This is a genomic window from Streptomyces sp. 13-12-16, assembly GCF_002114215.1.
Taxonomy (GTDB): domain Bacteria; phylum Actinomycetota; class Actinomycetes; order Streptomycetales; family Streptomycetaceae; genus Streptomyces.
Genome location: NZ_NCTE01000125.1, coordinates 1 through 14,349, shown reverse-complemented (window position 1 = coordinate 14,349; position 14,349 = coordinate 1). Strand labels below are relative to the sequence as shown.

Sequence of the window (14,349 nt, the reverse complement as noted above, 5' to 3'; positions counted from 1 at the left end):
GTGCGCGAGGCGAGCCGCTGGCCGGTGCGCAGGGCCCCGGGGCGCGCGAACGCCCAGCGGGCGGCGCGCATCGCGGCACGCTCGGCGGCGTGCCCCTTGGCCGGCTTGAGCACCACCTTGTTGCCGCCCCGGGTCACCTCCCCGCCCTGGGCCACCCGCTCCCGCAGGTGCACCAGGACCTCGGGGATGTCGATGGCGACCGGGCACACCTCGTAGCAGGCCCCGCACAGCGACGAGGCGTACGGCAGGGACGCGTCGATCTCGCTTCCGGTGCCCCGGAGCTGAGGGCTGAGGATGGCGCCGATCGGCCCCGGGTAGACCGAGCCGTAGGCGTGGCCGCCGGCCCGTTCGTACACCGGGCACACGTTGAGGCAGGCCGAGCAGCGGATGCAGCGCAGCGCCTGCCGGCCCACCTCGTCGGCGAGGGTGTCGGTACGGCCGTTGTCCAGCAGGACCAGGTGGAAGTCGCGCGGCCCGTCCTCGTCGGTGGTGCCGGTCCACGTCGAGGTGTACGGGTTCATCCGCTCGGCGGTCGAGGAGCGCGGCAGGGTCTGCAGGAACACCTCCAGGTCCTGCCAGGTCGGCACGATCTTCTCGATGCCGACGACCGAGATCAGCGTCTCGGGCAGGGTCAGGCACATCCGCCCGTTGCCCTCGGACTCCACCACCACCAGTGTGCCGGTCTCGGCGACCATGAAGTTGGCGCCGGAGACGCCGACCTTGGCGCGCAGGAACTTCTCCCGCAGGTGCAGCCGCGCCGCCTCGGCGAGTTCGGCGGGCGTGTCCGTCAGCCCGTCGGGGGCGGGACGGCCCCACTCGCTCATCTCGCGGGTGAAGATCTCCCGGATCTCCCCGCGGTTGCGGTGGATCGCCGGCACCAGGATGTGCGAGGGCCGGTCCTTGCCCAACTGCACGATCAGCTCGGCGAGATCGGTCTCGTAGGCGGCGATGCCCTCCGCCTCCAGGGCCTCGTTGAGCCCGATCTCCTGCGTGGCCATCGACTTGACCTTGACGACCTCCGACTCACCGGTCGCCTTCACCAGTTGGGCGACGATCCGGTTGGCCTCGTCCGCGTCGACGGCCCAGTGCACGGTGCCGCCCGCCGCCGTCACCGACTCCTCCAACTGCTCGAGGTAGCGGTCGAGATGACGGAGCGTGTGGTCCTTGATCCGCTTGCCGGCCTCGCGCAGCTCGGCCCAGTCGGAGAGCTCGGCGACGGCAGCCGCGCGCTTGGCGCGGATGGTGTGCGTGGCGTGCCGCAGGTTGCCCCGCAGCGTCGCGTCGCCGACCGCCTCGTGGGCGGCCTCGGGAAACGCCGGCATCCCGACGAACGTCCCGCTCATACGGCCGGCTCCTCCTCCGTGCTCGCCAGGATCTCCGCGATGTGCACCGGCCGCATGCCGGTCCGCAGCCTGGTCATCGTTCCGCCGATGTGCATCAGACAGGAGTTGTCCGCCGCGCACAGCACCTCGGCACCCGTCGACTCGGCGTTGCGCACCTTGTCGGCGCCCATCGCCGCCGAGACGTCGGAGTTCTTCAGCGCGAAGGTGCCGCCGAAGCCGCAGCACTCCTCGGCGCCCGGCAGCTCGGCCAGCTCCAGTCCCTTCACCGCCCGCAGCAGCCGCAGGGGCCGCTCGCCGAGACCGAGACCGCGCAGTCCGTGACAGGTGGGGTGGTAGGTCACCTTGTGCGGGTAGTACGCCCCGACGTCGGTCACCCCCAGCACGTCCACCAGGAACTCCGTGAGCTCGTACGTCTTCGGCACCACCGGCGCCAGCGTCGCCGCGAGGGTGTCCCCGCGGCCCTCCGCCCGGGCCCGCTCGCCCATCCGCGGATACAGCTCCCGCACCATCGCCCCGCACGACCCGGACGGCGTCACGATCGCCTCGTACTCCCCGAAGACGTCGGAGAAATGCCGGGCGAGCGGCTCGGCCTCGTGCCGGTAGCCCGTGTTGTAGTGCGCCTGGCCGCAACAGGTCTGCGCCATCGGGAAGTCGACGTCGACGCCCAGCCTGGTCAGGAGTTTCACCACGGCGCGCCCGGTGTCCGGATAGAGCGTGTCGTTGACACAGGTCAGGAACAGTGCGACACGCATCGCGGCTCCTAGTGAATCGATCATCGGGTGAATGCAGGGTAGTGGGGGAGCGGGGGCCCGGGGGAGACCGCGTCAGCCCCGGGCGAGCCGGGCCTGCGCCGCCTGCCACCGCTGCGTACCGCCGCGCGGTTCGTACCGCGTCAGCGGCTGGGTGCGGGTGAGCAGCCGCCGCATCCCGGCCAGGTCGCCGACCAGGCCGTGGGCACGGGCCTGCACCAGCACGTTGCCCAGGGCCGCCGCCTCCGTCGGCCCGGAGACCACCGGCAGCCCGCAGGCGTCGGCGGTCAGCTGGCACAGCAGGGCGTTGCGGGTGCCGCCGCCCACGACGTACACGACGTCGGCGGACCGCCCGGCGAGCCGCTGCGCGTCCTCGACGGCCTTGCGGTGGGCCAGGGCCAGCGAGTCGAGGATGCACCGGGTGATCTCGGCGGGCGTGGCCGGCACGGGCTGTCCCGAGTCCCGGCAGGCCCCGGCGATCCGCTCCGGCATCCGTCCCGGCGCGAGGAACGCCGCGTCCCCGGCGTCCACCACCGACCGCAGCGCCGGCACCTTGGCGGCGTCGAGCAGCAGCGCGCCCAGATCCGGCTGCCCCCAGGCCCGTACGCACTCCTGGAGCAGCCACAGGCCCATGATGTTGCGCAGATAACGGACCGTGCCGTCCAGCCCCAGCTCATTGGTGAAGTTGGCGGCCCGGCTCTCCTCGGTGAGCACCGGCGCGTCCAGCTCCAGGCCGGCCAGCGACCAGGTGCCGGTGCAGATGTACGCGAACCGCTCGCCGTCCGCCGGCACGGCGGCCACCGCGGACGCGGTGTCGTGCGAGCCGACCGCCGTCACCGGGACCGGCCCGGTCAGCCCGGTCTCCTCCAGCACCCCGGGCCGCAGCACCCCGGCCGCGTCCCCCGGCCGGCGGAGCGGCGCGAACAACGAGAGGTCGACGCCGAGGCGCTCCGCCACCCCGTGCGCCCAGTCGCGGGTGCGCGGGTCGATCAGCTGGGTGGTCGAGGCGTTGGTCAGCTCCGTGCCCTGCTCACCGGTCAGCCAGTACGTCAGCAGATCCGGGATGAGCAACAGCCGCCGGGCATGAGCCAGTTGGGCCGAACCGCGGGCTGCCGTCAGCTGGTACAGCGTGTTGAACGGCGCGTACTGCAGACCGGTCGTCGCGTACAGCTCCTCGGCGGGCACGGTCGCCCACACCTTCTCCGCGATCCCGTCGGTACGGCTGTCGCGGTAGTGCACCGGGTTGCCGAGCAGCGCCCCGTCCGCGTCCAGCAGCCCGTAGTCCACGGCCCAGCTGTCGATGCCGACGGAGTCCACCGCGCCGGCCGCCTTCAGCCCGTCCAGCACGCCGGCGTACAGCCCCAGGACGTCCCAGCGCAGCCCCTCGGGCATGCGCACCGGCCGGTTGGGGAAGCGGTGGGCCTCGGTCAGCTCCAGGCTGTCGGGGCCGACGCGGCCGACCATGACGCGCCCGCTGGACGCGCCCAGGTCGACCGCGGCGTAGGACTTCACGGCGCTCATCGCAGGAACGCGGCGGCGACGCCGGCGTCGACCGGGACGTGCAGTCCGGTGGTGTGGGTGAGGTCGCCGCCGGTCAGCGCGAACACGGCGTTCGCCACGTGCTCGGGCAGCACCTCGCGCTTCAGCAGCGTCCGCTGGGCGTAGAACTCGCCCAGCTTCTCCTCCGGCACCCCGTAGACGGCGGCGCGCTTGGCGCCCCAGCCGCCCGCGAAGATCCCGGAACCGCGCACCACGCCGTCGGGGTTGACGCCGTTGACCCGGATCCCGTGCTCGCCCAGCTCGGCGGCGAGCAGGCGCACCTGGTGGGCCTGGTCGGCCTTGGTGGCGGAGTAGGCGATGTTGTTGGGGCCGGCGAACACGGCGTTCTTCGACGCGATGTAGACGATGTCCCCGCCCAGCTCCTGCGCGGTCATCACCCGGGCCGCCTCGCGCGAGACGAGGAAGGAACCGCGGGCCATGATGTCGTGCTGGAGGTCCCAGTCCTTCGCGGACGTCTCCAGGAGCGGCTTGGAGATCGAGATACCGGCGTTGTTCACCACCAGGTCGACCCCGCCGAAGGCGAGCACGGCGGCCTTGAAGGCGTCTGCGATCTGCTCCTCGGACGTCACGTCGACGGTCACGGCGACGGCCTTGTCGGAGCCGCCCAGCTCCTCGGCGACCTCGGCGGCGTTCTCCCCGTTCAGGTCGGCCACGACGACACAGGCGCCCTCGGCCACCAGCCGCTGGGCGATCGCCCTGCCGATCCCGCTGCCGGCACCGGTGACGAGCGCGACCCGCGTCGCGAGCGGCTTGGGCCTCGGCATCCGCTGGAGCTTGGCCTCCTCCAGCGCCCAGTACTCGATGCGGAACTTCTCCGACTCCTCGATCGGCGCGTACGTGGAGACCGCCTCGGCCCCGCGCATCACGTTGATCGCGTTGATGTAGAACTCGCCGGCCACGCGCGCGGTCTGCTTGTCCTTGCCGAAGCTGAACATGCCCACGCCCGGCACCAGCACGATGGCCGGGTCGGCCCCGCGCATCGCGGGGGAGCCGGCCTCCGCGTGCCGCGCGTAGTAGGCGGCGTACTCCTCGCGGTAGGCCGCGTGCAGCTCCTTCAGCCGGGCGACCGCCTCGTCCAGCGGGGCGGACGGCGGCAGGTCCAGGACCAGCGGCCGGACCTTGGTGCGCAGGAAGTGGTCCGGGCAGGAGGTGCCCAGCGCGGCCAGCCGCGGGTGCTCGGCGCGGGCCAGGAAGTCCAGTACGGCGTCGGAGTCGTCGAAGTGCCCGACCTGCGGCCGGTCCTGCGAGGCGACGGCCCGGACGTACGGCGCCAGTGCGGCGGCCCGCTCCCGCCGCTCCTCCTCGGACAGCGCCTCGTACCCCTCGATCACCGGGCCGAACGGCTCCGGCCGGCCGCGCTCGGCGAGGAACTCCTCGGCGGTGCGGATGATGTGCAGCGAGTTGCGCTCGCACTCCTCGGAGGTGTCGCCCCACGCGGTGATGCCGTGCCCGCCGAGCACGCACCCGATGGCCCGGGGGTTGGCCTCCTTCACGGCGGCGATGTCCAGTCCGAGCTGGAAACCGGGCCGCCGCCACGGCACCCACACCACGGTGTCGCCGAAGCACTCGGCGGTCAGCTTCTCCCCGTCGGCCGCGCAGGCGAGCGCGATCCCGGAGTCGGGGTGGAGGTGGTCGACGTGGGCGGCGCCGACGAGCCCGTGCATCGCGGTGTCGATCGACGGGGCCGCACCGCCCTTGCCGTGCAGGCAGTAGTCGAACGCGGCGACCATCTCGTCCTCGCGCTCGACCCCCGGGTACACGTCGACGAGCGCCCGCAGCCGGTCCAGCCGCAGCGCGGCCAGCCCCGCCTCGGTCAGCGTCCCGAGGTCGCCCCCGGACCCCTTGACCCACATCAGCTCGACGTCACCCCCGGTGACGGGGTCGGTCCCGGTGCCCTTGGCGGAGGTGTTGCCGCCGGCGTAGTTGGTGTTGCGGGGGTCGGCGCCGAGCCGATGGGAACGAGCGAGCAGGGCGGCAGCTTCGGCGTTGATCGCCATGAATGATCAGTCCTTCGGGAAAGAGGGGGAGTGGAACGCCCCGACAGGGGCGCGGGGCGATGTGGGACATGCGGCTACCGCCGCGCGGGCGCGATCAACCACAGACGACCCGCAGCCCGCGACAAACAGAAACCCGGCAGACGCTCACGCGCCCCAGCCGGCCTGCTCACCCCCGACCCGCTCAGCGACAATCCGCTCGGCCCACCCGGACCGCCGGTAGGCGGCCATGGGCTCGGGGTCCAGCCCCATCTCCTCCCGCACCTCACGAAGGAGCGGACGCACGTCCGTGTTGTACGCGTCCATCAGCACGGCGTTCGCCTCGAGGACGTCCCCCGAGGCCTGGGCCTCACCCAACGCCGCCCGGTCGACGAGCAGCGCCTTGGCCGTCGCCTCCTGGACGTTCATGACGGAACGGATGATCGCCGGGATCTTCGCCTCGATGTTGTGGCACTGGTCCAGCATGAACGCCACCTCGGGAGTGAACCCGCCCCCACGGATCACCTCGTACATGATCCGGAACAACTGGAACGGGTCGGCGGCGCCGACCATCAGGTCGTCGTCCGCGTAGAAGCGCGAGTTGAAGTCGAACCCGCCGAGCTTCCCCTCCCGCAGCAGCGTCGCCACGATGAACTCGATGTTGGTCCCCGGAGCGTGGTGGCCCGTGTCGACGACGACCTGTGCCTTCGGCCCCAGCTTCAGGCAGTGCGCGTAGGCGGTGCCCCAGTCCGGCACGTCCGTCGTGTAGAACGCCGGCTCGAAGAACTTGTACTCCAGCAGCATCCGCTGGTCGTCCCCGAGTCGCTCGTACACCTCGGCGAGCCCCTCGGCGAGCCGGTCCTGGCGGGCGCGGATGTCGTCCTGCCCGGGGTAGTTCGTCCCGTCGGCGAACCACAGCTTCAGGTCCTTGGAGCCGGTCGCGTCCATGATGTCGACGCACTCCAGCAGGTGGTCGACGGCCTTCCTGCGCACCGCCGCGTCCGGGGCGCAGATGCTGCCGAGCCGGTAGTCGTCGTCCTGGAAGGTGTTGGAGTTGATGGCGCCGAGTCTCACCCCGCGGTCCTCGGCGTGCTTGGCCAGCGCCGCGTAGTCCTCGACCTTGTCCCACGGGATGTGCAGCGCCACGGTCGGCGCGACACCGGTGAACGCGTGCACCCGGGCCGCGTCGTCCAGCTTCTCCTGCGGGGAGCGGGGGACGCCCTGCTGTGCGAACACCTTGAACCGGGTCCCCGAGTTCCCGTACGCCCAGGACGGCGTCTCCACGGCCTGTGTCTTGAGAGCGGCTTTCACCGCGGCGAGCTCGGTCACGTCAGGGCTCCTGTGACATCGGGTCGTGACGACCACTGAATGAAACGATTCAGAACGGGAAGCTATGGGTCTCCCGGAGGGGTGTCAACCCCTGCGGCGAAGACCGCCCTCCGTGACCAGGCCGAGACCTGAAGCTCTCGAAAGTTTTTCGACCGGGACCCATTGACGTGACATGCGTCGCGCGCCTAACGTCCCGGCAACCCAGTTGAAACCTTTCACGACGTCGTAAGGGCCTCCCACCGGCGTCGTCGAGGAGCCCTCATGACCCACCCGTCCGACACGGGTCCGGCCCCGGTCCTCGCGCTGAAGGACATCTCCAAGTCCTTCGGCGCGGTCCGCGCACTGCGGGACGTCTCCCTGGAGCTGTTCCCCGGGGAGGTGCACGCCCTCGCCGGCGAGAACGGAGCCGGCAAGTCGACCCTCATCAAGACGCTCGCCGGAGTGCACCGGCCGGACACCGGCCAGGTGCTGCTCGACGGCGCCCCCGTCGTCTTCCACGGCCCCGGTGACGCCCGCGACGCCGGCATCGCCGTGATCTACCAGGAGCCCACGCTCTTCCCCGACCTGTCGATCGCCGAGAACATCTTCATGGGCCGGCAGCCCCGCCGGGCGCTCGGCCGGATCGACCACCGGGCCACCCATGACGCGACCGCCGCACTGATGGAGCGGCTCGGTGTCGATCTCGACCCGGACCGCCCGGCCCGCGGCCTGTCCATCGCCGACCAGCAGATCGTCGAGATCGCCAAGGCGCTCTCCTTCGACGCCCGCGTCCTGGTCATGGACGAGCCCACCGCCGCCCTCACCGGCAGCGAGGTCGCCCGCCTCTTCGGCGTCGTGCGCACCCTGCGCGACCAGGGCGCCGCGGTGCTGTTCATCTCCCACCGCCTGGAGGAGATCTTCGAGATCTGCGAGCGGGTCACCACGCTCCGCGACGGCGCCTGGATCTCCAGCGAGCCGCTGGCCGGAATGACCGAGGACGACCTGGTCCGCCGCATGGTCGGCCGCGACCTCGAGGAGCTCTACCCCAAGCAGGACGTGACGCCGGGCGAGGTCGCCCTGAGCGTGCGCCGGCTGACCCGCGAGGGCGTCTTCACCGACGTCTCCTTCGACGTGCGGCGCGGTGAGATCGTCGGACTGGCCGGACTCGTCGGCGCCGGACGCACCGAGGTGGCCCGCGCCGTGTTCGGCGTCGACCGCTGGGACGCCGGCGAGGTCGAGGTCGACGGACGCAGGCTCACCAACGGCGCCCCGTCCACGGCCATGGCCGCGGGCCTCGCCCTGGTCCCCGAGGACCGGCGCGCCCAGGGCCTGGTGATGGACATGTCCATCGAGCGCAACATCGGCCTCACCGGCCTCCGTACGACCGTGCGGGCCGGCCTGATGGACCGCGGCGCCGAACGCAGCCGCTCCCTCGACTGGGCCGTCAGGCTCCAGGTCAAGTACGCCCGGATCGCCGACACGGTGAACACCCTGTCCGGCGGCAACCAGCAGAAGGTCGTCCTCGCCAAGTGGCTCGCCACCGGCCCGAAGGTGCTGATCGTCGACGAGCCCACGCGCGGCATCGACGTCGGCACCAAGGCCGAGGTGCACCGGCTGCTGTCGCAGCTCGCCGCCGACGGCGTCGCCGTCCTGATGATCTCCTCCGACCTGCCCGAGATCCTCGGCATGGCCGACCGCGTGCTGGTGATGCACGAGGGCCGGCTCACCGCCGAGATCCCCCGCACCGACGCCACCGAGGAAACCGTGATGGCCGCAGCCACGGGGAGGGCCGCCGCATGACGGTCGCCGCTCCCGGAGAAGCCCCCGTCGCCGAGGTGCCCAAGGCCGGCGCCACCCGACTGGTGGACCGCGTCTTCAAGATGCGCGAACTCGCCATCCTCGTCGTCTTCCTGGTGATGATCGCCGTCACCCAGGCCGGCAACAGCGAGTTCCTGTCCGAACAGGGCATCAAGGACCTGCTGCTGAACGCGACCATCCTGGTCCTGGTCGCCACCGGCCAGTCCCTGGTCGTCATCACCCGCAACGTCGACCTGTCCGTCGGCTCCACCCTCGGCATCAGCGCCTTCGCCGCCGGCGTCCACCTCCAGGACGGCGGGAACCCGGTCGTCGCCATCGCCCTCGCCGTCCTGCTCGGCATCGGCTTCGGACTGCTCAACGGCCTGCTCGTCAGCCTCGGCCAGGTCCCCGCGCTCGTCGTCACCCTCGGCACGATGTACATCATCCGCGGCATCGACTCCATCTGGGTCGGCTCCCGCCAGATCACCGCCGCCGACCTCCCCGGCGGATTCGTCGACTTCGGCTCCGGCGGCATCTCGGCCGTGCCCTACCTGGCGCTCATCGCGCTCGCGGTGCTCGTGGCGACGGCGTACTACCTCAAGCACTTCGGCAGCGGACGCGAGCTGTACGCGCTCGGCTCCAACCCCGAGGCCGCCCGGCTCGCCGGCATCCCCGTACGCAAGCGGATCCTCGCCGCGTACACCTTCTGCGGCGCCCTCGCCGGCCTCGCCGGCGCCCTGTACCTGGCCCGGTTCGGCAACGTCGACTCCGGCACCGGCAACGGCTACGAACTCACCGTCGTCAGCGCGGTCGTGGTCGGCGGCGTGATCTTCACCGGCGGCTCCGGCAGCGTCTACGGCGCGGCGCTCGGCGCGCTGCTGCTGACCTCCATCAACAGCGTGCTGCCCGCCCTCGGCGTCAGCTCCGTGTGGGTGCTCGCCATCAACGGCATCCTGCTCATCCTCGCCATCGCGGTCGACCGGATCGTCGCGCTGCGCGTGGCCTTGGCCCTGAAGAAGAGGAACGCCCGCCATGCCTGAGTCCCTGACGCGCGCCGTCCGCTGGGACACGGTCGTCGGCGCCCTGCTCGTCGTCGTCCTGCTGCTGTCCTTCACCACCGTCGACGGCTTCGGCAACGCGCTCAACCTGTCGTTCCTCATCGGCAACACCCTGCCGATCGCGCTGATCGCCCTGCCCATGACCCTGCTCGTGGTCTCCGGCGAGATCGACCTGTCCGTCGCCTCCACCGCCGGCCTGTCCGGCGCGGTGATGGGCGCCCTGTGGAACCAGGGCATGACCATCGAGACGATCATCCCGGTCTGCCTCGTGATCGGTGTCGTCTGCGGCCTGGTCAACGGCCTGCTGGTGACCCGCCTCGGGCTGCCGTCCCTCGCCGTCACCATCGGTACGCTGGCCGCCTACCGGGGCATCGCGCAGATCGTGCTCGGCTCCGACGCGGTGACCGACTTCCCCGCCCAGTACCTGGACTTCGCCGCCGGACGCATCGGCGACACGTTCGTCCCGTACGCCCTCCTGCCCTTCCTGGTGCTGCTCGCCATCGCCGTCGTCGCCCTGCACGCCACCCCGTTCGGCCGGTCGCTGTTCGCGATCGGCGCGAGCGAGGAGGCGGCCCGGTTCGCCGGCATCCGCGTCAAGCGGCAGAAGCTGATCCTGTTCACCCTGACGGGGCTCATGGCCTCCCTCACGGGCGTCTTCTGGGCGCTGCACTACGCCAGTGCGCGCTACGACAACGCCACCGGCCTCGAACTCTCCGTCGTGGCGGCCGTGCTGCTGGGCGGCATCGACTTCGACGGTGGCAAGGGGACGCTCGGCGGAGCGATCGCCGGGGTCTTCCTGCTCGGCGCGCTGCAGAACGTGATGAGCCTCCAGGACGTCTCCGCGCAGTCCCAGATCGTCGTCACGGGTGTGCTGCTGGTGCTGTCCGTGCTCGGGCCGCGCGTCGCCCGGCAGATCGCCGTGGCGAGGGCCGGACGCCGGACAGCCTCGTCGCCACCGGCCCCCAAGGCCCCCGCTCCCACCCCCTGAACCCTCCTCGCCCGCTAAGGAACCCACCATGCGCAAGGCATCCCTCCGCCGCACCTGCGCGGCCCTCGCCGCCGTCACCTCGCTCGCCCTCGCCTCCACCGCCTGCGGCGGCACCACCAAGGAGGACGTCAAGAACGAGGGCGGCGGTGCCGCCGCCTCGGCCGGCAAGGCCGACCCGAACGCGGCCACCAAGAAGGGACTGACCGTCGGCTTCCTGCCCAAGCAGGTCAACAACCCCTACTTCACCACCGCCGACAAGGGCGGAGAGAAGGCCGTCGAGGAGCTGGGCTCCACCTACAAGGAGGTCGGCCCCTCCAGCGCCACCGACACCGCCGGACAGGTCTCCTACGTCAACACCCTGACCCAGCAGCAGGTCGACGCCATGGCCGTCTCCGCGCAGGACCCCGGCGCCCTGTGCACCGCGCTCAAGCAGGCCATGAAGAACGGCATCAAGGTCGTCACCTACGACTCGGACACCACCCCCGACTGCCGCAACGCCTTCGTCTCGCAGGCCAGCGGCGAGGACCTGGGCCGCACCGAGGTGCAGCTGCTCGCCGAGCAGATCGGCTACAAGGGCGAGATCGCGATCCTGTCCGCCGCGCAGACCGCGACCAACCAGAACGCCTGGATCGAGTTCATGAAGGACGAGCTCAAGGATCCCAAGTACAAGGACATGAAGCTGGTCAAGGTCGCCTACGGCAACGACGACGCCCAGCAGTCCTTCCAGCAGACCCAGGGCCTGCTCCAGGAGTACCCGAACCTGAAGGGGATCATCTCCCCGACCACCGTCGGCATCAAGGCCGCCGCCCAGTACCTGTCCGGCTCCAAGTACAAGGGCAAGGTCAAGCTGACCGGCCTCGGCACCCCCAACGACATGCGCAAGTACGTCAAGAACGGCACCGTCGAGGCGTTCGAGCTCTGGGACCCGGCCAAGCTCGGCGAGCTGGCCGCCCGCACCGCGATCGCCCTGTCCTCCGGCCAGATCACCGGCAAGGAGGGCGAGACCTTCACGGCCGGCGCGATGGGCGAGTACACCATCGGCGAGGACGGCGTGATCAACCTCGGCAAGCCCACCGTCTTCAACGCCGGGAACATCGACCAGTTCGACTTCTGATCCCCACTTCCCGCCGAAGGAGCGGTACTTCATGCAACGCGTCTGTTTCCTGCTCAAGGTCCGACAGGACCGGATCGCCGAGTACCGCGAACGCCATGCCGCCGTGTGGCCCGAGATGCGCGAGGCGCTCTCGGCCACCGGCTGGCACAACTACTCCCTCTTCCTGCGCGACGACGGCCTCCTCGTCGGCTACCTGGAGACCGAGGACTTCGAGGCGGCCAGGGCCGGCATGGAGGCCACCGAGGTCAACGCCCGCTGGCAGGCCGAGATGTCCCCCTTCTTCGAGTCCCTCGACGGCTCCCGGCCGGACGAGGCGATGAAGCCGCTGACCGAGGTCTTCCACCTCGCCTGACGAAGGAGTCCGTGATGCGACGACGTACCCTTCTGGCCGGCGCGCTCCTCGGCACCGCGGCGGCCCCCGCCCTCGCGGCCGGCACCGCACGGGCCGCCGCGCCCGGTCCGTCGGTCACCCGCACCGGCAGCACCACGCTCGACAACCGGGCGATCTACTTCGTGTCCTACGACGGCCTGGTCAACAACAACTCCTTCCAGAAGAACGGCCTGCTCACCCACGAGGGCCACCAGTACGCCGCCTGGTACACCGCCGACCGGAACGCCGTCGTCGGCCGCCGAGCCCTCGGCGCGAGCACCTGGCAGACCGTGCGGGTCGGCCACACCCTGCGCTACGACGACTCGCACAACGTCATCTCCATGGGCGTCTCGAGGACCGACGGCCGGCTGCACCTCAACATGGACTCCCACAGCGACGGCTTCACCTACGTGAAGTCCGTCGCCGGGCTCCTGGACGACCCCACCGGGCTGAGCTGGACCGCGAGCCGCTTCGGCGCCCCGCAGTCCACGCTCGACGGCCTCGCCCTCACCCCGCAGTTCACCTACCCGCAGTTCGTCGCCACCCCCGAGGGCCGGCTCCAGCTCAGCTACCGGGCCGGCGTCTCCGGCAACGGCCGCAACGCCCTCGCCGAGTACGACGGCAGCCGGTGGACCGCGCTGGGGGAGTGGAGCGCCTCCACCGGCACCTACACCAGTGAGCACGGCTCGTCCACCGCCCGCAACATGTACCTGCACGGCATCGACTACGACCGCGGCGGCCGCCTGCACGCCTTCTTCACCTGGCGCGAGCAGAACGGCGCCGTGATGTGCTCCGGCGGCGGCATCACCAACCACGACACCGGCTACGTGTACTCCGACGACCGCGGCCGCACCTGGCGCAACGACGTCGGCACCGTCGTGGGCAGAACCGGGACCTCGGACCGGGTCTCCGTCACCGACCCCGGACTGGTGGTCGACCCGCTGAACCCGGACCACTCCCTGATGAACCAGGAGAGCCAGTCCACCGACTCCGCCGGCCGGCCGCACGCGGTCATCTCCTACGTCCCCGGCCGCTTCGGCCAGTGCACCACGGACTACGTCGCCGACCGCACCGCGAACGGCCGCGCCTTCCACGTCCGCCGCACCGCCGCCGGCACCTGGCGGAAGACCGAGATCCCCGTCCCGCTGAACTCCAGCCAGCGCACCAGACTGGTCCTGGACCGGTACGACAACGCCTACGCCGTGTTCCCCTACGGCCGCATCGCCGCCGCCTCCGCGGCCTTGGGGCACACCGACTGGAAGCTGCTGTACGACGGCGCCGGCCTGGACGCCTTCGGCGAGGTGGTCGTCGACGAGACCCGCGTCGCCCAGGACGGGGTGCTGTCGGTCATGTACCAGGAGAAGTCCACCGGTACGACACCCTCACCCCTGCACGTCGTCGACTTCCGCCTGCCCGCCTGACCGTGACCGCTCAGGGGCGGCGCTGCCGGTAGTGTGATGGCCCGCCGCGCCGCCCCGTCTCCCTGGAGGTCCCTGCCCGATGGCCCAGTCGGTGGGTATCAAGGACGTCGCCCGCGTCGCCGGAGTATCCGTCGGCACGGTCTCCAACGTGATCAACCGCCCGGACACGGTCGCCGCCGAGACCCGGGCCCGGGTGCTGTCCGCCATAGACCGGCTCGGCTACGTGCGCAGCGAGTCCGCCCGTCAGCTGCGCGCCGGCCGCAGCCGCATCATGGGCCTGCTCGTCCTCGACATGGGCAACCCGTTCTTCGTCGACGTCGCCCGCGGCGCCGAACGCGCCGCGCGTGAGGCCGGGCTCGGCGTGATGGTCTGCAACAGCGCCCAGAACCCGGGCGAGGAGGCCGAGTACCTCTCCCTCTTCGCCGAGCAGCGGGTGCGGGGCGTGCTGCTCACCCCGGCGGACGCCACCGGCCGCAACATCGAGGCGTTCCGCCGGCACGGCATCCCCTTCGTCCTGGTCGACCGGGTCGCCGAGGGCACCACCGAGTGCTCGGTCTCCGTGGACGACGTGGCGGGCGGCGCGCTGGCCGTGCGGCACCTCGTCGACGCCGGGCACCGCTCCATCGCGTACGTCAGCGGCCCGCCCGGACTGAACCAGGTCCGGGACC

12 protein-coding genes are annotated in these 14,349 nt (G+C 71.3%); 7 read left to right on the top strand and 5 right to left on the bottom strand.

From position 1 onward, the window contains the following. The 5 genes from B7767_RS05935 to rhaI all read right to left on the bottom strand — a co-directional run. On the bottom strand, positions 1–1,343 hold a 1,343-nt coding region (locus tag B7767_RS05935; protein ID WP_179167042.1), incomplete at its 3' end, for a LutB/LldF family L-lactate oxidation iron-sulfur protein. Beyond that, positions 1,340–2,095 (bottom strand): (Fe-S)-binding protein, encoded by a 756-nt coding sequence (locus B7767_RS05930; protein WP_085571198.1) that lies wholly within the window; start codon positions 2,093–2,095, stop codon positions 1,340–1,342. The genes B7767_RS05935 and B7767_RS05930, both read right to left, overlap by 4 nt. Positions 2,096–2,167: 72 nt before the next feature. Continuing rightward, positions 2,168–3,613, bottom strand: a complete 1,446-nt coding sequence (locus B7767_RS05925; protein WP_085571197.1) for a rhamnulokinase family protein — start codon at positions 3,611–3,613, stop codon at positions 2,168–2,170. Beyond that, positions 3,610–5,649 carry a bifunctional rhamnulose-1-phosphate aldolase/short-chain dehydrogenase gene (locus B7767_RS05920; RefSeq protein WP_085571196.1) on the bottom strand — a complete coding sequence of 680 codons (2,040 nt, stop codon included), beginning with the start codon at positions 5,647–5,649 and terminating at the stop codon, positions 3,610–3,612. The genes B7767_RS05925 and B7767_RS05920 overlap by 4 nt, the downstream gene beginning before the upstream one ends. Positions 5,650–5,793: 144 nt before the next feature. Beyond that, positions 5,794–6,954, bottom strand: a complete 1,161-nt coding sequence (gene rhaI / locus B7767_RS05915) for an L-rhamnose isomerase (protein ID WP_085571195.1) — start codon at positions 6,952–6,954, stop codon at positions 5,794–5,796. 261 nt (positions 6,955–7,215) lie between these two features. Between rhaI and B7767_RS05910 the strand changes: the two genes are divergently transcribed. The 7 genes from B7767_RS05910 to B7767_RS05880 form a co-directional block, all read left to right on the top strand. After that, a complete protein-coding gene (locus B7767_RS05910; protein ID WP_085571194.1) occupies positions 7,216–8,733 on the top strand; it encodes a sugar ABC transporter ATP-binding protein in 1,518 nt (505 codons plus the stop codon). Then, positions 8,730–9,770: an ABC transporter permease gene (locus B7767_RS05905; RefSeq protein WP_085571193.1), complete on the top strand. Its 1,041-nt coding sequence runs from the start codon at positions 8,730–8,732 to the stop codon at positions 9,768–9,770. Before B7767_RS05910 ends, B7767_RS05905 begins: the two co-directional genes overlap by 4 nt. Continuing rightward, entirely contained in the window at positions 9,763–10,776 is a 1,014-nt protein-coding gene (locus B7767_RS05900; RefSeq protein WP_085571192.1) for an ABC transporter permease, read from the top strand. Before B7767_RS05905 ends, B7767_RS05900 begins: the two co-directional genes overlap by 8 nt. Before the next feature lie 28 nt (positions 10,777–10,804). Continuing rightward, complete coding sequence (gene rhaS / locus B7767_RS05895) at positions 10,805–11,890, top strand: rhamnose ABC transporter substrate-binding protein (protein WP_085571191.1); 1,086 nt, start codon at positions 10,805–10,807, stop codon at positions 11,888–11,890. Positions 11,891–11,921: 31 nt separating this feature from the next. Next, a complete protein-coding gene (locus B7767_RS05890) occupies positions 11,922–12,242 on the top strand; it encodes an L-rhamnose mutarotase (protein ID WP_085571190.1) in 321 nt (106 codons plus the stop codon). Between the two features lie 14 nt (positions 12,243–12,256). After that, on the top strand, positions 12,257–13,681 hold the full coding sequence (locus B7767_RS05885) for a BNR repeat-containing protein (RefSeq protein WP_085571189.1): 1,425 nt from the start codon (positions 12,257–12,259) through the stop codon (positions 13,679–13,681). Positions 13,682–13,760: 79 nt separating this feature from the next. Next, a partial coding sequence (locus B7767_RS05880) for a LacI family DNA-binding transcriptional regulator (protein ID WP_143652233.1) occupies positions 13,761–14,349 on the top strand: 589 nt, incomplete at its 3' end.